The sequence below is a fragment of the Kitasatospora sp. NPDC096128 genome (genome assembly GCF_040303105.1).
Taxonomy (GTDB): domain Bacteria; phylum Actinomycetota; class Actinomycetes; order Streptomycetales; family Streptomycetaceae; genus Kitasatospora.
In genome coordinates, this window is record NZ_JBEOSP010000080.1 from 1 (window position 1) to 21,406 (window position 21,406).

Annotated in this window: 25 protein-coding genes; 5 read left to right on the top strand and 20 right to left on the bottom strand. The window is 73.3% G+C overall.

Annotated elements, in window-relative coordinates:
* Positions 1-151 precede the first annotated feature (151 nt).
* From trpA to hisI, 10 genes are all read right to left on the bottom strand, one after another.
* A complete protein-coding gene (trpA, locus tag ABTY61_RS40430) occupies positions 152-988 on the bottom strand; it encodes a tryptophan synthase subunit alpha (protein WP_350510234.1) in 837 nt (278 codons plus the stop codon).
* Between the two features lie 2 nt (positions 989-990).
* Complete coding sequence (gene trpB / locus ABTY61_RS40435) at positions 991-2,322, bottom strand: tryptophan synthase subunit beta (protein ID WP_350510235.1); 1,332 nt, start codon at positions 2,320-2,322, stop codon at positions 991-993.
* Between the two features lie 49 nt (positions 2,323-2,371).
* Positions 2,372-2,521, bottom strand: coding sequence for a tryptophan biosynthesis modulator TrpM (gene trpM, locus ABTY61_RS42120; RefSeq protein ID WP_497967583.1), 150 nt, complete (start codon positions 2,519-2,521; stop codon positions 2,372-2,374).
* Between the two features lie 10 nt (positions 2,522-2,531).
* On the bottom strand, positions 2,532-3,338 hold the full coding sequence (gene trpC / locus ABTY61_RS40440) for an indole-3-glycerol phosphate synthase TrpC (RefSeq protein ID WP_350510236.1): 807 nt from the start codon (positions 3,336-3,338) through the stop codon (positions 2,532-2,534).
* Between the two features lie 247 nt (positions 3,339-3,585).
* The gene (locus tag ABTY61_RS40445) at positions 3,586-4,026 is read right to left on the bottom strand and encodes a DUF2752 domain-containing protein (RefSeq protein ID WP_350510237.1); all 441 of its coding nucleotides are present in this window, start codon (positions 4,024-4,026) and stop codon (positions 3,586-3,588) included.
* An 86-nt stretch (positions 4,027-4,112) separates the two neighbouring features.
* The gene (locus tag ABTY61_RS40450) at positions 4,113-4,388 is read right to left on the bottom strand and encodes an HGxxPAAW family protein (RefSeq protein ID WP_350510238.1); all 276 of its coding nucleotides are present in this window, start codon (positions 4,386-4,388) and stop codon (positions 4,113-4,115) included.
* A gap of 149 nt (positions 4,389-4,537) precedes the next feature.
* Positions 4,538-5,080 (bottom strand): TIGR02234 family membrane protein, encoded by a 543-nt coding sequence (locus tag ABTY61_RS40455; protein WP_350510256.1) that lies wholly within the window; start codon positions 5,078-5,080, stop codon positions 4,538-4,540.
* A gap of 59 nt (positions 5,081-5,139) precedes the next feature.
* The gene (locus ABTY61_RS40460) at positions 5,140-5,631 is read right to left on the bottom strand and encodes a Uma2 family endonuclease (RefSeq protein WP_350510239.1); all 492 of its coding nucleotides are present in this window, start codon (positions 5,629-5,631) and stop codon (positions 5,140-5,142) included.
* 20 nt (positions 5,632-5,651) lie between these two features.
* Entirely contained in the window at positions 5,652-7,172 is a 1,521-nt protein-coding gene (locus tag ABTY61_RS40465) for an anthranilate synthase component I (protein ID WP_350510240.1), read from the bottom strand.
* A gap of 38 nt (positions 7,173-7,210) precedes the next feature.
* Entirely contained in the window at positions 7,211-7,582 is a 372-nt protein-coding gene (hisI, locus tag ABTY61_RS40470; RefSeq protein WP_350510241.1) for a phosphoribosyl-AMP cyclohydrolase, read from the bottom strand.
* Between the two features lie 111 nt (positions 7,583-7,693).
* On the opposite strand from hisI, the gene ABTY61_RS40475 reads away from it, so the two are divergent.
* A complete protein-coding gene (locus ABTY61_RS40475; RefSeq protein WP_350510242.1) occupies positions 7,694-8,278 on the top strand; it encodes a hypothetical protein in 585 nt (194 codons plus the stop codon).
* A 55-nt stretch (positions 8,279-8,333) separates the two neighbouring features.
* A complete protein-coding gene (locus tag ABTY61_RS40480; RefSeq protein WP_350510243.1) occupies positions 8,334-8,972 on the top strand; it encodes a TIGR03085 family metal-binding protein in 639 nt (212 codons plus the stop codon).
* An 84-nt stretch (positions 8,973-9,056) separates the two neighbouring features.
* Here ABTY61_RS40480 and aspS read toward each other — a convergent pair whose 3' ends face one another.
* Together aspS and ABTY61_RS40490 are read right to left on the bottom strand one after the other, a co-directional pair.
* Positions 9,057-10,367 (bottom strand): aspartate--tRNA(Asn) ligase, encoded by a 1,311-nt coding sequence (gene aspS, locus ABTY61_RS40485; RefSeq protein ID WP_350510244.1) that lies wholly within the window; start codon positions 10,365-10,367, stop codon positions 9,057-9,059.
* 335 nt (positions 10,368-10,702) lie between these two features.
* On the bottom strand, positions 10,703-11,089 hold the full coding sequence (locus ABTY61_RS40490; RefSeq protein WP_350510245.1) for a winged helix-turn-helix transcriptional regulator: 387 nt from the start codon (positions 11,087-11,089) through the stop codon (positions 10,703-10,705).
* Between the two features lie 9 nt (positions 11,090-11,098).
* On the opposite strand from ABTY61_RS40490, the gene ABTY61_RS40495 reads away from it, so the two are divergent.
* The gene (locus tag ABTY61_RS40495; protein ID WP_350510246.1) at positions 11,099-12,568 is read left to right on the top strand and encodes an MFS transporter; all 1,470 of its coding nucleotides are present in this window, start codon (positions 11,099-11,101) and stop codon (positions 12,566-12,568) included.
* 117 nt (positions 12,569-12,685) lie between these two features.
* Positions 12,686-13,465, top strand: a complete 780-nt coding sequence (locus ABTY61_RS40500) for a VOC family protein (RefSeq protein ID WP_350510247.1) — start codon at positions 12,686-12,688, stop codon at positions 13,463-13,465.
* 57 nt (positions 13,466-13,522) lie between these two features.
* Here ABTY61_RS40500 and hisF read toward each other — a convergent pair whose 3' ends face one another.
* The 8 genes from hisF to hisD are packed head-to-tail and all read right to left on the bottom strand — an operon-like array spanning position 13,523 to position 19,290.
* On the bottom strand, positions 13,523-14,293 hold the full coding sequence (gene hisF / locus ABTY61_RS40505; RefSeq protein WP_350510248.1) for an imidazole glycerol phosphate synthase subunit HisF: 771 nt from the start codon (positions 14,291-14,293) through the stop codon (positions 13,523-13,525).
* Positions 14,290-14,730: a RidA family protein gene (locus ABTY61_RS40510; protein ID WP_350510249.1), complete on the bottom strand. Its 441-nt coding sequence runs from the start codon at positions 14,728-14,730 to the stop codon at positions 14,290-14,292. The genes hisF and ABTY61_RS40510 overlap by 4 nt, the downstream gene beginning before the upstream one ends.
* Positions 14,727-15,452, bottom strand: coding sequence for a bifunctional 1-(5-phosphoribosyl)-5-((5-phosphoribosylamino)methylideneamino)imidazole-4-carboxamide isomerase/phosphoribosylanthranilate isomerase PriA (priA, locus tag ABTY61_RS40515; protein ID WP_350510257.1), 726 nt, complete (start codon positions 15,450-15,452; stop codon positions 14,727-14,729). Before priA ends, ABTY61_RS40510 begins: the two co-directional genes overlap by 4 nt.
* A gap of 17 nt (positions 15,453-15,469) precedes the next feature.
* The gene (gene hisH / locus ABTY61_RS40520; RefSeq protein ID WP_350510250.1) at positions 15,470-16,105 is read right to left on the bottom strand and encodes an imidazole glycerol phosphate synthase subunit HisH; all 636 of its coding nucleotides are present in this window, start codon (positions 16,103-16,105) and stop codon (positions 15,470-15,472) included.
* A 31-nt stretch (positions 16,106-16,136) separates the two neighbouring features.
* On the bottom strand, positions 16,137-16,289 hold the full coding sequence (locus tag ABTY61_RS40525; protein ID WP_350510251.1) for a CG2302 family histidine operon protein: 153 nt from the start codon (positions 16,287-16,289) through the stop codon (positions 16,137-16,139).
* Positions 16,286-16,879, bottom strand: a complete 594-nt coding sequence (gene hisB, locus ABTY61_RS40530) for an imidazoleglycerol-phosphate dehydratase HisB (RefSeq protein WP_350510252.1) — start codon at positions 16,877-16,879, stop codon at positions 16,286-16,288. Before hisB ends, ABTY61_RS40525 begins: the two co-directional genes overlap by 4 nt.
* 6 nt (positions 16,880-16,885) lie before the next feature.
* Positions 16,886-17,986 (bottom strand): histidinol-phosphate transaminase, encoded by a 1,101-nt coding sequence (locus ABTY61_RS40535; RefSeq protein WP_350510253.1) that lies wholly within the window; start codon positions 17,984-17,986, stop codon positions 16,886-16,888.
* On the bottom strand, positions 17,983-19,290 hold the full coding sequence (gene hisD, locus ABTY61_RS40540; RefSeq protein WP_350510254.1) for a histidinol dehydrogenase: 1,308 nt from the start codon (positions 19,288-19,290) through the stop codon (positions 17,983-17,985). Before hisD ends, ABTY61_RS40535 begins: the two co-directional genes overlap by 4 nt.
* A gap of 90 nt (positions 19,291-19,380) precedes the next feature.
* Between hisD and ABTY61_RS40545 the strand changes: the two genes are divergently transcribed.
* Positions 19,381-20,958 carry an oxidoreductase gene (locus tag ABTY61_RS40545; protein ID WP_350510255.1) on the top strand — a complete coding sequence of 526 codons (1,578 nt, stop codon included), beginning with the start codon at positions 19,381-19,383 and terminating at the stop codon, positions 20,956-20,958.
* The last annotated feature ends 448 nt before the right edge of the window (positions 20,959-21,406 follow it).

A 21,406-nucleotide genomic window follows, 5' to 3' on the forward strand; every position in this document is an offset into this window, starting at 1 on the left:
CCGGAGCCCCCACCCCCGCAACCGCCCCCGGACCCACCCACCCTCCCGAAAGCCCACCCCCACACCCAAGCCCCCGCGCAGCGGAACCCCACAAAAGACCAACGACCCGCTCCCCCAAGGGAAAACGGGCCGTCAGCCACACAACAGGACGTCAGCGCCTCCGCACACCCACCGCCAGCTCCCCCGCCAGCGCACGAACCGCGTCCAGCCCCGCCACCTCGTCCTGCCCGGCCTCCCCGGCTTCCCCGGCCTCCCCGGCCTCGAGGATCCGCTTCACGAACGCGGACCCCACGATCACCCCGTCCGCGAACCGAGCGACCTCCGCCGCCTGCTCCGCGTCGGAGACCCCGAGCCCGACACAGACCGGCAGGTCAGTGGTGGCCCGGGTCCGGGCGACGAGGTCCTCCGCCAGCGACCCCACCGCCGACCGCGTCCCGGTCACCCCCATGACGGCAGCCGCGTAGACGAACCCGCTCCCCGCCGCCGTGACCTCCGCCAGCCGCGCGTCCTTGCTGCTGGGCGCGACCACGAACACGGTGTCGAGCCCGTGCTCGTCCGCCGCCTTGCGCCACTCCTCGGACTCCTCCACCGGCAGGTCCGGCAGGATGCACCCCGCCCCGCCCGCCGCCGCCAGGTCGGCCGCGAACCGCGCCACCCCGTACCGGTCGACCGGGTTCCAGTAGGTCATCACCAGCACCGCCGTCTCCGGGTGGGCGGCAGCCACTTCCCGGACGGTCCGCAGCACGTCCTTGATCCGCACCCCGCCCCGCAGGGCGATGTCGTCCGCGGTCTGGATCACGGCCCCGTCCAGGACCGGGTCGGAGTGCGGCAGCCCGATCTCGACGACGTCACACCCGCCCTCGATCAGCGCGTTGACCGCCCGGATCCCGCCGTCGACCGTGGGGAATCCCGCCGGCAGGTACCCGATCAGCGCAGCCCGGCCCTCGGCCTTGGCACCCGCCAGCACACCACTCAGCTTCGAAGCCATGATCACTTACCCCCCTCGACAGCGCCGCCGGCCGCACCGTCCGAGCCGCCCGCACCGCCGGAGCCGCCCGCACCGCCCGCACTGCCGGAGCCGCCCGCGCCACCGGAGCCGCCCGGCGAGTCGTACAACCCGAAGTACTGCGCCGCCGTGTGCATGTCCTTGTCCCCACGCCCGGAGAGCGAGACCAGGATGGTCGCCTCCGGCCCGAGCTCGCGCCCCAACTCCAGCGCCCCGGCGAGCGCGTGGGCGCTCTCGATGGCCGGGATGATGCCCTCGGTACGGGACAGCAGCCGCAGCGCCTGCATCGCCGCGTCATCGGTGACCGGCCGGTACTCCGCCCGCCCGGTGTCCTTCAGCCACGCGTGCTCCGGCCCGACCCCCGGGTAGTCCAGCCCCGCCGAGATGGAGTGCGACTCGATGGTCTGCCCGTCCTCGTCCTGGAGGACGTACGTCCGCGACCCGTGCAGTACGCCCGGATCCCCCTTCGTGAGGGTGGCCGCGTGCCGGGGCGTCTCCGCGCCCTCCCCCGCCGCCTCGCAGCCGATCAGCCGCACGTCGGCGTCCGGGATGAACTCGTGGAAGATCCCCATCGCGTTGGACCCGCCGCCGACGCACGCGACCACCGCGTCCGGCAGCCGCCCGGTCCGGTCGAGCACCTGCTGCCGCGCCTCGACCCCGATGACCCGGTGGAAGTCCCGGACCATCATCGGGAAGGGGTGCGGCCCGGCGACCGTCCCGAACAGGTAGTGGGTGGAGTCGACGTTGGCGACCCAGTCCCGGAACGCCTCGTTGATGGCGTCCTTGAGCGTGCGCGACCCGGACTTCACCGCGACGACCTCGGCCCCGAGCATCCGCATCCGGGCGACGTTGAGCGCCTGGCGCTCGGTGTCGACCTCGCCCATGTAGATGGTGCAGTCGAAGCCGAACAGGGCGCAGGCGGTGGCGGTGGCCACCCCGTGCTGGCCGGCGCCGGTCTCGGCGATGATCCGGGTCTTGCCCATCCGCCTGGTGAGCAGGGCCTGGCCCAGCACGTTGTTGATCTTGTGCGAGCCGGTGTGGTTGAGGTCCTCGCGCTTGAGCAGGATCCTCGCCCCGCCCGCCTCGGCGGAGAAGCGGTGCACGTCGGTCAGCGGGCTCGGGCGCCCGGTGTAGTCCTTGAGCAGCCCGTCGAGCTCGGCGGTGAAGGCCGGGTCGGCCTTGGCCTTCTCGTACTCCTCGGCGACCTGCTCGACCGCGGCGACCAGTGCCTCGGGGATGAAGCGGCCGCCGTACGCGCCGAAGTAGCCGCGGGCGTCCGGCACCTGGGCGCCGGGCAGGTAGTCCTTCTCGGACATGTGGTTTCCCTTGACGGAGATGGATGGCAATGACGTCTGATCGGCTGGTTCAGCCGCGCGTCATGCGCCATCGCCGTCCCGGCACCTGACCCGGCTCGCACCCGATCACATACCGCACCCGACGCCCCAGCACCCGGCGTGCGGGAGCGCGGCAGCCGCGTGGGCGGCAGCCGGGGGCGAGTCGGGTGGCGATCTTCATCCGGGCGGTGTCAGTCCTTGTGCCGGACGGCGGGGTGGGCCCCGGCCGCGACCAGGTCGGCGACGGCGGCCCGCGGGTCCTTGCCGGTCACCAGCGACTCGCCGACCAGCACCGCGTCGGCGCCGAGGTTGGCGTAGTTGATCACGTCCAGCGGACCGCGCACACCGGACTCGGCGATCTTGACGATGCCGTCCGGGATGGCGTGGGCGACGTTCTCGAAGGTGTTGCGGTCCACTTCGAGGGTCTTCAGGTTGCGGGCGTTGACGCCGATGATCCGCGCCCCGGCGTCCACCGCGCGCTTGATCTCCTCCTCGTCGTGCACCTCGACCAGCGGCGTGAGACCGATCGACTCGGCGCGCTCGATCAGCGACACCAGGGCCGGCTGGTCGAGGGCGGCGACGATCAGCAGCGCGAGGTCGGCGCCGTGCGCGCGGGCCTCCCACAGCTGGTAGGCGGTGACGATGAAGTCCTTGCGCAGCAGCGGGGTGTCCACCGCGGCGCGGACGGCGTCCAGGTCGGCGAGCGACCCGCCGAAGCGGCGCTGCTCGGTCAGCACGCTGATCGCGGCGGCACCGCCGGCCGCGTAGTCGCGGGCCAGGGCCGCCGGGTCGGCGATCGAGGCGAGCGCGCCCTTGGACGGGCTGGAGCGCTTGACCTCGCAGATCACCCGGATCCCGTCGCCCTTGAGGGCGGCGACGCCGTCCTTGGCCTCCGGGGCCTTGGCCGCGAGTGCCTTGAGCTCGTCCAGGGAGACCCGGGCCTGCCGCTCGGCGAGGTCCTCGCGGACCCCTTCGATGATCGAGTCGAGCACACTCACTCAGGAGCCCCCATCATTTCTGCTGGTTCGCCAGCGCGAGCCGGACGGGCGGGGGCCCGTCGGCCCTTCGATGGTATCGGCACCGGGGGGCGCGCAGCGCATCGGTCCGGCGCGCGTCTCGCGGAGCGGGACGCTCCCTCCGGCGGCTCTCAGCTGCGCCTTCACCCGGTCTCCACCGGCCTGAACCGCTCTGCCCCCGACCGGAACCGCCCCGCTCCCGGCCTTGAACCGCCGCACCGGCCCCGGTTCAGATCACCAGCGGCGCCAGCCCCGCCCCCACCGGCAGGTTCCGCACCACCTCGAACACCAGCACCAGCAGCCCGATCAGCGCCCACCGCCGACCGCCCACCGAGACCCGGACCGGCGGCCCGCCGGTCAGCGCGGCCCAGGCCCAGCGCAGCCAGAGCACCGCCAGCACCGCCAGCAGCAGGACGGCCACCGCGTTGTCGTGCAGCGCGCCGGTGAAGTCCCCGTGGGCCAGCGCGTGGACGCAGCGCAGGCCCCCGCAGCCGGGGCACCACCAGCCGGTGGCGGCCAGGAAGGGGCAGTCGGGGTAGTGCCCGGGGGCGTTCGGGTCCACCGCCGCGACGTACCCGGCGGGAACGGCCGCCGCCGCCAGCGCGGCCAGCGGCGGGCCCATCCGGCGCAGCACGGTCGGCGGGGCGGAGGCGGTGGGGGCGGCGTTCACGCCCCGATTGTGCCCGCGCCCGGCCCGGACAGAACGAAACGGCGGGCGTGGCGCGCCCGCCGTTCGGTTGTGCGAATATCCGCTGGTCAGGCGGCGACGGCCTCGCGGGCCTCCAGGGCCGCCTTGCGCGCCGCGGTCTGCTCGGTGACCGACTTGTAGACGTTGGCGCTGGGTTGCTTGCCCATGCCGGCCATCGACATGGCCTTGCCGACGATGCCGCCCACCAGGACGACCGCCAGACCGGCCCAGACGAGCAGCGGCGACGGCAGGATCATCGCGACGCCCGCGATGGCGAAGCCGACGAAGGAGATGACGACGCCGGTCCAGGCGGCGGGGTTGTGGCCGTGTGCTGCTGCTGACATCGATGGTGCTCCTAGGCTCTCGGGGCCCGGCCGGGCCTGCGGGGCCGCCGGCGGGTTGACGGATCCCATTGTGCCGGGCCACACACCGGCCCCCCAAAGCGGGTGGCCCGTCTATCGCGTCACACCGGCGCGTCGCCCCACGTCGCGCTCTAGACCGCCGTCGGGTCCTCGCCGCGGTCCAGGGCCTTCCACAGGTCCCCGGGGGTGTCGGCCTTCGCCGGGGCCTTGCGGGTCGGCGCCTCGTAGCGGCTGCCCATGGCCGGCCAGCGGCGGCCGTGGCGCAGGGTGATCAGGCCGGCCACGGCCAGCAGCAGCCCGCCGGCCAGGGCGACCCAGGGCCAGCCGGTGTGCGACACCTCGGTGGCGGCCGAGCCGGCCAGCGCCAGCTTGCCGGAGGCGGCGGTGTCCAGGGCGGCGGTGTCCGAGGCCCCTGCCACCGAGGCGGCGGCCGCGCCCAGCCCGGCCAGCAGGGTCAGCGCGCCGACCGCGAGCCGGCCCGCGCCGCGCACCGCGAACACCGCGACGGCCGCGGCCAGGCCCACCAGTGCCAGCCCGCCGGGCAGTTCGGAGATCTTGCCGCCGGTGACGGACACGTCCAGGGTGCCGGCCCGGCCCTCGGCCCAGATCCGCCCGGCCGCGGTCAGCACCAGCACGGCACTCAGCACGGTCAGCAGCAGCATCACGCCGAGCATGCGGCGACCGCCCGCGGACGGGGCGGGGGCGGCGGGGGCGGGGGTCTGGTCTGCAGCGGTCACCCGTCCACTATCCCCCGGGCCACGCCCTGCGCCGTACCCGGGGTGGGGAACTCGTCCGTCCGCAGCACCACCGTGCGCCCGCCCAGCGACAGGAACAGGTCGTTGCCGAAGGGCACCCGCTCGGCCTCCCGGTAGACCCCGCCGGGGGCGGGCGCGGTGTGCACGGTGCAGGCGGCGGCCGCCGGGTCGACCACCACGTACAGCGGCACGCCGCTCTCCGCGCAGGCCCGCGCCCAGGCGTGGTCGCGGCCCGGGTGCGTGACCTCCAGCACCGCCTCGACGTCGGCGGCCGCGTACCGGCCCCGGGCGTTGTGGGCGGCGCCGCCGGCGACCACCGCCAGGTCCGGGGCGAGCGGACCGTGCGCGGCCGGGAAGTCCAGCAGGACGCGGGACAACACCCGTCCCCGGCCTCCGAGTTCACGCCCGAGCTGCACAGCGGCGCCGAACACGACCTCCCAGCGCAGCTCGTCGTACGGCACCTCGGGCATCCCGGCCGCCTCCTCACGCCTCAGGACAGTTCCGGCCTCCGCAGCGTATTGGCGGTGGCGACGGCCCGCAGCACGGCGGCCGCCTTGTTGCGGCACTCGGTGTCCTCGCCGTGCGGGTCCGAGTCGGCGACCACGCCCGCGCCCGCCTGCACGTACGCGGTGCCGTCGCGCAGCACCGCGGTGCGGATCGCGATGGCGGTGTCCGAGTCCCCGGCGAAGTCCAGGTAGCCGACGCAGCCGCCGTACAGGCCGCGGCGGGTGGGCTCCAGCTCCTCGATGATCCGCATCGCCCGCGGCTTGGGCGCGCCGGACAGGGTGCCCGCCGGGAAGCAGGCGGTCAGCACGTCGAAGGCGCTCCGCCCGGGGGCGACCCTGCCGGTCACCGTCGAGACGATGTGCATCACGTGGCTGTAGCGCTCGATCTGCATGAAGTCGACCACCTCGACGCTGCCCGGCTCGCAGACCCGTCCCAGGTCGTTGCGGCCCAGGTCGACCAGCATCAGGTGCTCGGCCCGCTCCTTGGGGTCGGCCAGCAGCTCGGCGGCCAGCGCCGCGTCCTCGTGCGGGGTCGCGCCGCGGTGCCGGGTGCCGGCGATCGGGTGCAGCATCGCCTCCCCCTCGGTGACCTTGACCAGCGCCTCCGGGCTGGAGCCGACCACGTCGAAGCCGCCCTCGGCACCGCCGTCCGGGCCGGGGAAGCGGAACAGGTACATGTACGGGCTCGGGTTGGTGGTGCGCAGCACCCGGTAGACGTCCAGCGCGGAGGCCGGGCAGGGCGCCTCGAAGCGCTGAGAGGGCACCACCTGGAAGGCCTCGCCGGCCCGGATCCGCTCCTTGATCTCCTCCACCGCGGCCCGGTACGGCGCCCCGCCGAACGGCGAGTGCACCTCGCCCGGGCCGGCCGGGGTGAAGGTCGCCAGGCCCGGGTCGACCGGCTTCAGCAGGCCGGCCTCCATCGCGTCCAGGCGCGCCACCGCGTCCGCGTACGCCTCGTCCACTCCGCTCGCCAGGTCGTTGTGGTTGACGGCGTTGGCGATCAGCAGCACCGTGCCGTCGGAGTGGTCGAGCACCGCGAGGTCGGTGGCCAGCAGCATGGTCAGCTCGGGCAGCTCGAGGTCGTCCGGGTTCAGGTCCGGCAGCTTCTCCAGCCGGCGGACGACGTCGTACCCGAGGTAGCCGACCAGGCCGCCGGTCAGCGGCGGCAGGCCGTCGTCGGCGCGCCGCGGGGTGTGCAGCGCCTCCAGGGCGGCCCGCAGCACCTCCAGCGGGTCCCCGGCGGTCGGGATGCCGACCGGCGGGGTGCCCAGCCAGCGGGCGTTGCCGTCCGCGTCGGCGGTCAGCGCGGCGGCACTGCGCACCCCCACGAAGGAGTAGCGCGACCAGCTGCCCTGCTCAGCGGACTCCAGCAGGAAGGTGCCCGGGCGCTCCTCGGCGAGGCTGCGGTACAGGCCGATCGGGGTGAGGCCGTCCGCGAGGAGCCTGCGGGTGACGGGGATGACCCGGGTGTCGACGGCGAGCTTGCGGAAGGCTTCGAGGTCCATGCGGGGCGGCACCTTCTGGGTTCTGGGGTCGGCTGTGGTCAGGAGAGCGGGAGCACGTCGGCGTCGAAGCAGGTCCGGTCGCCGGTGTGGCAGGCCGCACCGGTCTGGTCGACCTTCACCAGCAGGGTGTCGCCGTCGCAGTCCAGCGCCACCGACTTGACGACCTGTACGTGACCGGAGGTGTCCCCCTTCACCCAGTACTCGCTGCGGCTGCGGCTCCAGTAGGTGCAGCGGCCGGTGGTCAGCGTGCGGTGCAGCGCCTCGTCGTCCATCCAGCCCAGCATCAGCACCTCGCCGGTGTCGTACTGCTGCGCGACGGCCGGGACCAGGCCGTCCTCGGTGCGCTTGAGGCGGGCGGCGATCGCGGGGTCCAGGGCGGTGGAGCCGGGGGCGGCGGGTGTGGTGGACATGGGGCCATTGTGTCAGCCCCTCCGGGCGGCGAACCGTTCGCGGGCGTCCCGTTCGGGGCCACTTCCGCCAACCGCCTGCCGGGCGCGGCCCCGGTGGGCCATCCTCGGGCCATGACCTCCGAGCAGCAGCCGCCCCGAGCCGCCGCCCCCCGTCCGCCCCGGAGCCTGGTGATCACCGTCGCCGCCGTCCTGGCCGTGCTGCTCGCGGTGGTGGCCACCGTGCTGCTCTGGCCCGAGGACGCCCCGAAGCCCGCCGCGGCCCCGCCCCCGCCCTCGGCCACCCCGACCCCCACGCCGACGCCCACCCCGACACCGACTCCCACCCCCACCAAGCCGCAACCCCCGTACGCCTACTTCCCGGTCGGCACCTGCTTCGACCACCCCCAGCTCAGTCCGGTGATCACCAAGGCCGAGCCCCGCCCCTGCACCGGCGACCACGACGGCGAGGTCATCGCCGACCTCCAGCTCCCCGACGGCCTCACCGGCGAGATCCCCCTCGCCCTCGCCATGCGCGACGGCTGCAAGACCGCCGAGACCACCGCCGAATCCCACCAACCCCCCGGCCGGACCTACTACCCCCGCCAGTTCGGCCCCGCCCTGGCCAACTACAAGGACGGCTGGCGCGACTACACCTGCACCCTCACCTCCGGCAGCAAGCAGGGCAGCCCCAAACTCACCGGCCAACTGCACCCGTAGGGCCCGTCTTCGCCCCGCGGACGGGAGACCGGGGACAGACCCTAGGCTTGCCACCATGTCGAACCACGCCCTCGCCGAACGCCACCGCCTCGCCGAACTCCTCACCGCCGCAGGGCCGGACGCACCGACCCTGTGCGCCGGGTGGACCACCCGGGACCTCGCGGCCCACCTGGTGATCCGCGAGCGCCGCCCCGACGCCGCGGCCGGCATCCGGGTCGCCGCCCTGGCCGGCCGGACGAAGCGCATCCAGGACGACTACGCGTCACGCCCCTACGAGGACTTGGTCCGACTCTTCCGCGCCGGCCCGCCCGTCCACTCCCTCTTCGCCCTGCCCGGCGCCGACGAAGCGGCCAACACCATCGAGTACTTCGTCCACGCCGAGGACGTCGCCCGGGCCGGCGAGGGGTGGACCGCCCAGCCCGTCCCGCCGGGTCGCGCCGCGGCCCTGTGGCGCCGCCTCCCGATGATCGCCCGCTTCGAGGCCGGCCGCCGCTCCCCCGTCCGCCTCACCCTGACCCGCCCCGACGGCGAGTCCCTCACGGTCGGCCCCGCCGGCGCCCCCGTCGTCCGCCTCACCGGCGACCCCGGCGACCTCGTCCTCTTCGTCTACGGCCGCGGCGCCCGCACCACCCTCACCGTCGACGGCCCCCAGGACGCGGTCGAGGCCCTCCGCCACGTCCTGCCGCTGCCGTAAGGAGCCGGCACCCCGCTGTGCGGGAAGTCGGCCGGGCCGACTTCCCGCGCGGCGGGCGGGGAGCCCGTGGATCGGTCACGTTCCTTACGGCGTGAGCCGGTTGGGGCCGCGGAAGAGGAACGTGGCCTCGCGGATCGAGGGCAGGCCGAGCAGGACCATCAGGACCCGGCCGAGGCCCATGCCGAAGCCTCCGTGCGGCGGGCAGCCGTAGCGGAAGGCGTTCAGGTAGTCCCGCATGGGCTCCGGGGTCAGGCCCTGCTGCGCGGCCTGCTCCAGCAGCACGTCGTACCGGTGCTCGCGCTGGGCGCCGGTGGTGATCTCCAGGCCCTTCCAGAGCAGGTCGAAGCTCAGGGTCACGCCGGGGTCGTCGGCGGGCCGGCGGTGGTAGAACGGCCGGATGCCGACCGGGTAGTGGGTGACGAAGGCGAACTCGTGCCCGGTGGCCTCCTTGAGGTGGGCCGCGATCGCCCGCTCCCCCTCCGGGTCCAGGTCCTCCTTGACGCCCTCCCGGTCCCAGCCGCCCTCGCGGAGGATCTCCTGCGCCTCGGCCATGGTGATCCGGGGGAAGGGCGTCGTGGGCACGGTGACCTCGACGCCGAAGTGCTCGGCGATCGCCTCCCCGTGCCGGTCCGCGACCTCGGCGATGGCGTGGGCGAGCATCCGCTCCTCGAACTCCATCACCTCCTCGACGCCGTCGATCCAGGCCAACTCCACGTCCACGCCGGTGAATTCGGTGGCGTGCCGGGAGGTGAAGGACGGTTCGGCGCGGAAGACGGGACCGATCTCGAAGACCTTGTCGATGCCGGCCGCGATCGCCATCTGCTTGAAGAACTGCGGCGACTGCGCCAGGTAGGCGCTGCGGCCGAAGTAACCGAGCTCGAAGACCTCCGCGCCGGACTCCGAGGCGGTGCCCATCAGCTTGGGGGTGTGCATCTCGGTGGCGCCCTGCCCGTGGGCGTACGCGCGCAGGCCCTGTTCCAGGGTGGTCTGGACGGCGAAGAGCAGCTGTGCGGCGGGACGGCGGCGCACGTCCAGGAAGCGCCAGTCCAGCCGCTGCTCCGGGCCGGTGCGGTCGTCGATCGGCAGCGGAGTGGCGGCCGGGTTCAGGACCTCGACCGCCTCGGGGACGAGCTCCAGGCCACCGAGCTTGACCTGCGCCGCCTCGACGACGCGGCCGGTGATCCGCACGGCGGACTCGGGGGTGAGGGCTTCGAGCCGGGCCTCCAGCGGCCCGCCGTCCCGTCGGTGGGTCACCTGCACCAGCCCGGTGCCGTCCCGCACGATGACGAACTGCATCGCGCGCTGCAGGCGCAGGGTGTGCACCCAGCCGCAGACGGAGACGGTACGGCCGAGGTGTTCTCGCAGGTCGGAGACGTGTACGCGGCTGTGGATCATTGAGGTCCTCCGAAGGACATCGTCATGATCCCTTGGGAGTGCGGGCGAGAAGGGTGACTCGCGGTACCACCGCACTTTCGCCGCCACCGGAGCAGCGGCCTCGTTCGGGCCCGGTGACGGGGGCCGGCCGGCGGGGCATTGGACCACCGGGCTCGGGGTCGTTCCTCCCCGCGCTCAGGAGGGTCTTCACCTCGGGGCACGAGACCGCCTTCCCAGCTTCCGGCGGTTCTCTCTGCTCGCGTGATCCCTGGCTACTCGTCTCCGTCGACGCGTTGCCCGGCAGGCTACGCGGCGGGTGGCGGCGGTGGCAACCGACATTCCGAGCCGTCGCCCGGTCACCGCTGACGGCCGCTCCGGGCCCGCTCGACCTCGTCGAGGTGCGACTCGCCCCAGGCCAGGAGGGGTTGGAGCGCCTGGCGGAGGGATCGCCCGAGATCGGTGAGGTCGTAGTCGACGTGCGGCGGGATGACCGGGTGGACGGTTCGGGTCACCAGGCCGTCGGCCTCCAGGGAGCGGAGGTGGTGGGTGAGGACCTTGGGGGTGATGCCGACCACCGCCCGCTGCAGCGCGTTGTAGCGGACCGTCCCCTCGGACAGGACGCAGAGGATCGACAGCATCCACTTGTCCGCGACCAGGTCGAAGACCCGACGGGTGGTACAGCCCTGTTCCAGCTGCGCCGTCGCGGTGGTGCCGGCAGTCGGGGAGGACGGGACACTATCCATTTGGAGAGTATGGCACTTAATTGTGCATACTTCCCCGCTCGCCCCCGTACTCAAGAGACTTGGCGCGTGACGACAACACGACCTGCACCAGCCCCGCCCCGCCGGACGACGGAGGCGCGGAACTCCGGAGCGGTACTGGCCATCCTGTGCACCGCCCAGGCCCTCGACATCATGAATCTCTCGTCCGTCAACATGGCGCTGCCCGGGATGGCCCGGGACTGGAGCGCTTCCCCCGAGCGGCTCTCCTGGGTGGTGTCGGCCTACTCCCTGATGTTCGCCGGCTTCCTGCTGGTGGCCGGGCGGGCCGCCGACCTGTACGGGCGGCGGCGTGCCCTGCTGGTCGGGATGGCGGTGTTCGCCGCCGCCTCCGCCGTGGTGTGGGCCTCCGACTCCCTGCCGTTGGCCGTGGCCGCCCGGGCGTTCCAGGGCGCCGGGGCGGCGGTGACGGTCTCGGCCGCGCTCGGACTGATCGGCGCCCTGTGGCGGGACGAACCGGGCCGGTCGCGGGCGCTGGGGGCGTTCGGCGCGATGGGCGGCGTGGGCCTGGCCTTCGGGCTGGTGGCCGGCGGGGCGCTGGCGGGGTCGATCGGGTGGCGGGCGATGTTCGCCATGAACGTCCTGGTCGTGGCCGCGCTCGTGGTGGGCGTGCTGGCGCTGATCCCCGCCGACGACCCGGCGGATCTCGCCGGCGGACGGCTCGACCTGCCCGGTGCCGCCCTGGTGACCACCGGGCTGCTGGGGCTCTCCTTCGCCCTGAGCCGGCTCGGCGGGCACGCCGCCGACGGCCCCGGCTGGGCGGTCGCGGCGGTCGCGGTCGGCTGCCTGGGCGGCTTCCTCGTCCGCCAGCGGCGCACGCCCGACCCGCTCGTCCCCCCGGCGACCTGGCGGCGGCCCGGCCTCGCCGCCGCCCTGGCGGTGGCCGTGTTCATGTACGCGGGCTGGGTCGGCGTGAACTACTTCGCCGCCCTCCTGCTGCAGGACGTCCTCGGCTTCAGCCCGCTCGGCACCGGTGTGGCCTTCCTGCCGCTCGCCGTCGGCGGCACACTGCTGCCGCTGGCCGCCGGACGCCTGGTCCCGCGGGTCGGTGCGCGCCGTCTGATGCTCCTCGGCCTGTCCTGCTACACGATCGGCCTCGCCCTGTTCTCGCTGGTGGGCCCCGGGGCGAACTACTGGACCGCGGTCCTGCCGCTCCTGCTCGTCCTCATCGTGGGGCTCTCGCAGACCTTCGTGGCGGCGAACATCACCGCCCTGTCCGGCGCCGGGAGCGACGAACAGGCCCTGGCCGGCGCCATGTTCAACACCGCGCTGCAGATCGGCGGCGGGCTCGGCCTCGCGGTCCTGTCCACGGTCGCCACCACGGCCGGCAGCGACACCCTGACCGGCTACCGGGCCGCCTTCCTCACCGCGGCCGGCCTCTCGCTCGCCGGGCTGGTCACCGTCCTCGTCGGCATCCGCGGCCCCCGCCGCCCGAACGGCTGACGGCCGGGGCCTCCCCCGCCCCGCCCGGCTGCGGATGTCAGCGCCCGGGTGCAAACTCGCAGGTGGCCGGAGTCCGACCCGGCCGGCCCGATCACTCTCCGCGAAGGGCGCCACCCCATGCTCACCACCGAATTCCCCATCGGCTCGCCCTGTTGGATCGACCTCGGCAGCCCGGACATCCCCGCCACCGCCGCGTTCTACGGCAAGGTCTTCGGCTGGACGTTCCAGGAGGTTCCCGAGACGGGCGGCTACGGCTTCCTCCAGCTGAACGGCAGGACCGTCGGCGCGATCGGCAACCTCGACGCGGGCGCGCGGTCCGCCTGGACGACGTACTTCCGCGTCGCCGACGTGGACGCCACCGCCGAGGCGGCCCGGCAGGCCGGTGCCGCCGTCCGGGTCCCGCCGACGGACGTCATGCAGGAGGGCCGGTTCGCCGCGCTGACCGATCCGCAGGGCGCCGAGTTCGCGCTCTGGCAGGCCGGGAACACGGTCGGTCTGGACGCCGTGTCCGAGGACAACACGCTGGTCTGGTCCGAGCTGCACACCAAGGACCAGGACGGCGGCTTCTCCTTCTACCAGCGCCTGTTCGGCTGGCGGGTGGAGAACTTCGAGCCGTCCCCGGGGATGAGCTACCGGGTGATCTCCGCCGCCGAGGGCGACCAGCAGCAGACGAGCTTCGGCGGCATCGCCCCGACGATGCAGCCGGACCAGCCCTCCGCCTGGACGCCGTACTTCGCCGCCAACGACGTGGACGCGCTGATCGTCAAGGCGACGGCGGCCGGCGGCACCGTGCTGATGCCCGCCGCGGACGTGGAGAACGTCGGCCGGATCGCCTGGCTGGCGGACCCGAACGGCGCCCCGTTCGCCCTGATCAAGGGCGAACCGCGCGAGTCCTGAGCACGCGTGAGGGCCCGTCGCGCACCGGCGACGGGCCCTCACGCACGACAGGACGGGTCACCGCACCGGGTGCCCGGCCTCCCGCAGCGCGTTCTTGACCTCGCCGATCCGCAGGTCCCCGAAGTGGAAGACGCTGGCCGCGAGGACGGCGTCCGCGCCCGCCTCGACGGCCGGCGCGAAGTCGGCGAGCTTGCCGGCCCCGCCGGAGGCGATCACCGGTACGGAGACGGCCTTGCGCACGGCCCGGATCATCTCCAGGTCGTAGCCGTCCTTGGTGCCGTCGGCGTCCATCGAGTTGAGCAGGATCTCACCCGCACCCAACTCGGCCGCGCGGCCCGCCCATTCGACGGCGTCGAGGCCGGTGCCCCGGCGCCCGCCGTGGGTGGTGACCTCGTAGCCCGAGGCGGTCTCCACGCCCTCGCCGCAGCGCCGGGCGTCCACCGAGAGCACCAGCACCTGCCGGCCGAAGCGCTGGGCGATCTCGCGGACCAGTTCGGGCCGGGCGATGGCCGCGGTGTTGACCCCGACCTTGTCGGCGCCGGCCCGCAGCAGCTGGTTCACGTCCTCGACGGCGCGGATGCCGCCGCCGACGGTGAGCGGGATGAACACCTGCTCGGCGGTGCGGCGGACCACGTCATAGGTGGTCTCGCGGTCGCCGGAGGACGCGGTGATGTCGAGGAAGGTCAGCTCGTCGGCACCTTCGGCGTCGTAGAGCTTGGCCATCTCGACCGGGTCGCCGGCGTCGCGCAGGTTCTGGAAGTTGACGCCCTTGACCACCCGCCCGGCGTCCACGTCCAGGCAGGGGATGACACGTACGGCGAGGGTCACGGCTGCTTGCCTTCCAGGGCTTCCAGGGTCATTGCCAGCCCGGCGCGGTACGCGTCGAGTTCGACCTCGACCATCATCCGGGAGTCGATCAGCCCGTCGACCACCACCATGGTGGCCACCGGGCGTGCGGCGTCGAAGAGTCGGCGGTGGGCGCGGCCCACCTCCTCGGCGTCACGGGCGTGGGTGATGTACATCCGGGTACGGACGACGTCGTCCGCGGTCAGACCGTACGCGGCCAGGGCCGAGAGCCCGACGCCGAACGCGGCGAGGGTCTGGCGGTACGGGTCGCCCTCGTGCTCGATCCGGCCGTCCACCCAGGCGGTGGACCCGGCCACATGCACGTGGTCGCCCGCGGCGACCGCCCGGGAGTAGCCGAACTCCTCCTCCCAGGGGGAGAAGCCCGTCACCCGGCCGCGTACGATCCGACCTTCGGTCATCCGGAAACCGCCTCCAGGGCCTCTTCGAGGGTGAACTTCTGCTCGTAGAGTGCCTTGCCCACGATGGCGCCCTCGACACCCAGCCCGACGAGACCGGCGATGGCGCGCAGGTCGTCGAGGGAGGAGACGCCGCCGGAGGCGACGACGGGACGGTCGGTGGCGGCGCAGACGTCGCGCAGCAGCTGGAGGTTGGGGCCGGTGAGGGTGCCGTCGCGGTTGACGTCGGTGACGACGTAGCGGGCGCAGCCCTCCTCGTTCAGCCGCTGCAGGACGTCGAAGAGCTGGCCGCCGTCGCGGGTCCAGCCGCGGCCGCGCAGGGTGGTGCCGACGACGTCCAGGCCGACGGCGATCTTGTCGCCGTGCTCGGCGATGGCCTTGGCGACCCACTCGGGGGCCTCCAGGGCGGCGGTGCCGAGGTTGACCCGGGTGCAGCCGGTGGCGAGGGCGCGGGCGAGCGACTCGTCGTCGCGGATGCCGCCGGACAGCTCGACCTTGATGTCCAGCTGGCCGGTGACCTCGCGCAGCAGCTCGTAGTTGGTGCCGGTGCCGAAGGCGGCGTCGAGGTCGACCAGGTGGAGCCACTCGGCGCCGGCGTTCTGCCAGGCGAGGGCGGCGGCCAGCGGCTCGCCGAAGGAGGTCTCGGTGCCGGAGGCGCCCTTGACCAGACGGACGGCCTGGCCGTCGCGGACGTCGACGGCGGGCAGCAGCTCAAGGCTCATCAGTAACAACTCTCAGATGGTCAGAGGGTGTTGACCCAGTTGGTCAGCAGGGCGGCGCCGGCGTCGCCGGACTTCTCGGGGTGGAACTGGGTGGCCCAGAGCGGGCCGTTCTCGATCGCGGCGACGAACGGCTGCCCGTGGGTGGCCCAGGTGACCAGCGGCGGGTTGATCCGCGCGCTGTGGGTCTCCAGCTCCCAGTGCCGCACGCCGTAGGAGTGCACGAAGTAGAAGCGGGTCTCCGGGTCGAGGCCCGCGAACATCCGGCTGCCCTCGGGCACGTCCACGGTGTTCCAGCCCATGTGCGGGACGACCGGGGCCTCCAGCGGCTCGACGGTACCGGGCCACTCGTCGCAGCCGGCCGTCTCCACGCCGTGCTCGACACCCTTCTCGAAGAGGATCTGCATGCCGACGCAGATGCCCATGACCGGGCGGCCCCCGGCGAGCCGGCGGCCGATGATCCACTCGCCGCGGACGGACTTGAGGCCGCGCATGCACGCCTCGAAGGCGCCCACGCCGGGGACGAGCAGGCCGTCCGCGGCCATCGCGGTGTCGTAGTCGGAGCTGACCGTGACGTTCGCCCCGGTCCGCTCCAGGGCGCGCTGCGCGGAGCGGAGGTTGCCGGAGCCGTAGTCGAGGACGACGACGTTCTTGCCCATGTTCAGGTGTCCAGTCTCTCTGCTACGGGTGTCACAGGCGCATGAGGCCGGAGCCCAGGCACATCACGGAACCGATCGCCAGCACCAGGATGACGCCCTTCGGCAGCTTCTGCTTCCAGAAGGAGATCACCCCGCCGGCCAGGAAGAGGCCGACGAACAGCAGGATCGTCGCGGTCTTGTTCACAGCGCACCCTTGGTCGAGGGGAGGATGCCGGCCGCGCGCCGGTCGCGCTCGGCGGCGTAGCGCAGCGCCCGGGCCAGCGCCTTGAACTGGCACTCCACGATGTGGTGCGCGTTGCGCCCGTACGGGACGTGCACGTGCAGCGCGATCTGCGCCTGGGCCACGAAGGACTCCAGGATGTGCCGGGTCATCGTGGTGTCGTAGCTGCCGATCATCGGCGCCATGCCCTCGGGCTCGGTGTGCACCAGGTAGGGCCGGCCGGAGAGGTCGACGGTGACCTGGGCGAGCGACTCGTCCAGCGGCACCGTGCAGTTGCCGAAGCGGTAGATGCCGACCTTGTCGCCGAGCGCCTGCTTGAAGGCGGCGCCGAGCGCGAGGGCGGTGTCCTCGATGGTGTGGTGGGTGTCGATGTGCAGGTCGCCGTCGGTCTTGACGGTGAGGTCGAACAGACCGTGCCGGCCGAGCTGGTCGAGCATGTGGTCGTAGAAGCCGACGCCGGTGGAGATGTCGGTCTTGCCGGTGCCGTCGAGGTCTATCTCGACCAGGACGGAGGTCTCCTTGGTGGTGCGCTCGACGCGTCCGATGCGGGACATGGGGGGTTACAGCTCCTTGATCACTCTACGGACGGCGTCCAGGAAGGCGTCGTTCTCGGCGGGCGTGCCGGCGGTGACGCGCAGCCACCCGGGGACGCCGTTGTCACGGACCAGGACACCCCGGTCGAGGATGGCCTGCCACACGGCGTGGGTGTCGGCGAAGCGGCCGAACTGGACGAAGTTGGCGTCCGAGTCGGTCACCTCCAGGCCCATCGCGCGCAGCGCGTCCACCAGGCGGTCGCGCTCCTCCTTGAGCCGGCCGACGTACCCGAGCAGGGTGTCGGTGTGCTCCAGGCAGGCCAGCGCGGTGGCCTGGGTGACGGCGGACAGGTGGTACGGCAGGCGGACCAGCTGGACGGCGTCGACCACGGCCGCGTCGGCGGCCAGGTAGCCGAGGCGCAGTCCGGCGGCACCGAAGGCCTTGGACATGGTGCGGCTGACCACCAGGTTGGGGCGGCCCTCGATCAGCGGTAGCAGCGAGGCGCGGTGCGAGAACTCGACGTACGCCTCGTCCACGACCACCAGACTGGGCCGGGCGGCCTGCGCGGCCTCGTACAGCCGCAGGACCGTCTCGGCTCCGACGGCCGTCCCGGTCGGGTTGTTCGGCGAGCAGATGAACACCACGTTCGGCCGGTGCTCGGCGATCGCGTCGAGCGCGGCGTCCACGTCGATGGTGAAGTCGTCGCCCCGCGGGCCGGAGATCCAGGCGGTGCCGGTGCCCCGGGAGATCAGCGCGTGCATCGAGTAGGAGGGCTCGAAGCCGAGCGCGGTGCGGCCGGGGCCGCCGAAGGTCTGCAGCAGCTGCTGGAGCACCTCGTTGGAGCCGTTGGCGGCCCACACCTGCTCGCGTGCGACCGGGAAGCCGGTGGTACGGGTCAGGTACCCGGCCAGGCCCTCGCGCAGCTCGACCGCGTCCCGGTCGGGGTAGCGGTTGAGGTTGCGGGCGGCCTCGGCGACGCGCTCGGCGATCCGGGCCACCAGCTCGTCCGGCAGCCGGTACGGGTTCTCGTTGGTGTTCAGCTGGACGGGGACGTCCAACTGCGGTGCGCCGTACGGGGACTGGCCGCGCAGCTCGTCCCGGATGGGCAGGTCGTCGATGTTCGTCACGCGCCGGGAACCGTCCAATCGAACCGAGCCTTGACGGCGTCACCGTGACCGGGCAGGTCTTCGGCGTTCGCCAGGTTGACCACGTGCGCGGCGACGTCCGCCAGCGCCTCCCGGTCGTACTCGACGACCTGGACGCCGCGCAGGAAGGTCTGCACCGACAGTCCGGAGGAGTGGCAGGCGCAGCCGCCGGTCGGCAGCACGTGGTTGGAGCCGGCCGCGTAGTCGCCCAGCGAGACCGGGGTCCACCGGCCGATGAAGATCGCGCCGGCGTTGACGACCTCGGCCGCCACGGCGTGCGGGTCGCGGGTCTGGATCTCCAGGTGCTCGGCCGCGTAGGCGTTGACCACGGCGAGGCCCTGCTCCAGGTCGTCGACCAGGATGATGCCGGACTGCCGACCGCCGAGCGCCTCGGCGACCCGCTCGCTGTGCTTGGTCCGGCCGACCTGGCCGACCAGCTCGACCTCGACCGCGTCGGCCAGCTCCGGGGAGTCGGTGACCAGCACCGAGCCGGAGGTGGGGCCGTGCTCGGCCTGGCTGATCAGGTCCGCGGCGACGTCGCTCGGCAGCGCGCTGTCGTCGGCGAGGACGGCGATCTCGGTCGGGCCGGCCTCGGAGTCGATGCCGATCCGGCCGGCGAACAGCCGCTTGGCGGCGGCCACGTAGATGTTGCCGGGGCCGGTCACCATGTCGACCGGGGCGCACTCCTCGGTGCCCAGGGCGAACATCGCGACCGCCTGGGCGCCGCCGACGGAGTAGACCTCCTCCACGCCGAGCAGCGCGCAGGCCGCCAGGATGGTCGGGTGCACCCGGCCCTCGAACTCCTTCTGCGGCGGCGAGGTCACCGCGATGCCCTTCACGCCCGCCTCCTGGGCCGGCACCACGTTCATCACCACGGAGGACGGGTAGACCGCCAGCCCGCCCGGCACGTACAGGCCGACCCGCTCGACCGGCACCCAGCGCTGGGTGACCGTGCCGCCCGGCACCACCTGGGTGGTGTGCCCGGTGCGGCGCTGGTCGGCGTGCACGGCCCGGGCGCGGCGGATCGACTCCTCCAGCGCGGCCCGCACCTTCGGGTCCAGCGTCTCCAGGGCCTCGGCCAGCTGCTCGGCGGGCACCCGGGTGGACTCCAGCCGGACGCCGTCGAAGCGCTCGGTGATCTCGATCAGCGCCGCGACCCCGCGATGGCGTACGTCCTCGGCGATCGGCCGCACCTTCTCCAGGGCGGCCGCCACGTCGAACTCGGCACGGGGCAGCAGGTCACGCGGGTCGTCCAGCGAGCCGCGGAGGTCGATTCGAGAGATCACGCCACCCAGTGTAAGGAGTGGCCGGAACGGGTGGTCCCACATTTCAGTCCGTGATACGAAAGGCGAGACGACCGGGGGACGGGGGAAAGCATGGCGGAAAGCGCCCCAGAGAGCTGGACCGACACCGAGCGGAAGCTCTGGGAGGCCTTCCGCGAGGGCGAGGTCTTCGACCTCCGGTGTGGCCGACCCGACATCGACGACCCCTTCGGGGACACCGTCTGGGGCCCCGAACGCACGGTGAGCGCCGAGGTCCTCGCCCACCTCCTGCTGGCCGGCCCGCGGCCCACCGCCGGGCGGGTCGCCTCGCTGCGGATGAGCGGGGTGTACGTCACCGGCGCGCTCAACCTGGCCGGCGGCCACATCGACCGGTACGTCGAACTGCGCGGCTGCCGCTTCGAGCACAAGATCCTCATCTCGGAGGCCTCGGCCACCACCCTGCGGATGGTCGACTGCCTGATCCCCCGGCTGGAGGCCTCCAGGCTCGCCACCACCGGCGACGTCCACCTGGCCCGCTGCCGGATCCCCGACGGCATCCGGCTCACCGACGCCAAGATCGGCACCGACCTGCTGCTCAACCTGGCCGTCATCGGCGGCGACCGCTACGGCCGCGCGGTGTCCGCCGACGGGATCACCGTCCACCAGGACTTCGAGGCCGAACGCCTGGAGACCCGAGGCGAGTTGAGCATCCGCACGGCCCGAATAGGCGGCCGCTTCTCGCTCCGCGGCGCCCAGCTGCACGCCGACCCGCAGAACCGGGTCTGCCTCAACGCCGTCCGGCTCAACGTCGGCCACACCCTCTACCTGACCAGCTCGGCCGACGGCGGCTGGTTCGGCTCCCGCAGCTACTACGGCTCCGGCTACGGCCAGAGCCCCCCGCCCGACGCGCCCAGCACCCCGTTCCGCGCCTACGGCCAGGTGCGGCTCTCGGACGCCCGCTTCGACGCCGCCTGCCTGATCTCCGGAGAGTTCCACCTGGAGGGCGACGACGAGCTCTCGCTGCGCCGCATCCACACCCCCGAACTCCGGTTCACCTGCAAGATCCGGCCCACCGGCACCGTCTCCCTCTCCCGCGCCCGGGTCGGCAACCTGGTCGACACCCCGGACGCCTGGCCGCTCGGCAAGCACCTGCGGCTGACCGGCTTCGTCTACGAGAACCTCCGCCCGGTCGGACAGTTCACCGTCCAGCAGCGGATCGCCTGGTTGGAGGGCTCGACGGTCGAGTTCCAGCCGGAGTCCTACGAGCAGCTCGCCGCGGCACTGCGCCGCGACGGCGCCGACGACGACGCCCGCGAAGTGCTCTACGCCAAGCAGCGCCGCCGCCGGGAGACCCTGCCGCTGCCCGCCCGGGGCTGGGGCCTGGTCCAGGACGTCACCGTCGGTTACGGCTACCGCCCCGGCCGCGCCGGCCTCTGGCTCCTGCTCGCCTGGGCCCTCGGCAGCATCTGGTTCGCCACCCACCCGCTGCTCCCGCTCAAGGCCGACGAGAAGCCGCACTGGAACCCGGTGCTCTACACCCTCGACCGGCTGCTGCCCATCGTCGACCTCAACCAGGGCGCCTGGAACCCCGGCGAGGCCTCCCAGTGGATCTCCGCCGGCCTGGTCGTGGTCGGCTGGCTCCTCGCCTCCACCGTCGTCACCGGCGCCACCCGCCTCCTCCAACGCGGCTGACCCCACCCCGGCCCGCGACGACCACCTGCGCGGGACCAAGACCCGACGACCACCCGGGCGGGCCCGCATACAAGCACGCGGGCCCGCCCCTTCCAGGAACCTGCGATTCGGCGGCGGCCCCGGCCAAAATGACCGGGGCCGCCGAAACGATAAGAGCGGTCCTTTCCTCGCTCCGACCGCCCGTCGCGCAATGAGCGAGCCGGAGAAGCTGGGCGCCCAGGCGGGCCAGTCCCAGGGCCGCGTAGGTGATGATCCGGTCGACCCCGGCCCGGTTGAGCACGGTAAACACCTACGGCGGTGGGCAGAAGTCCCATTGCCCGGAGCCACGATCCACCTCGCTCTCATCGCTCCGTCGCCGCCCCGGCCGGAACCGGGGGGGGGGGGCGAACAGCCCCGGGGATCGGGGCCCCCCCCAAAGGTCGGGAGCCCCCCCAAAACGATGTGAAAA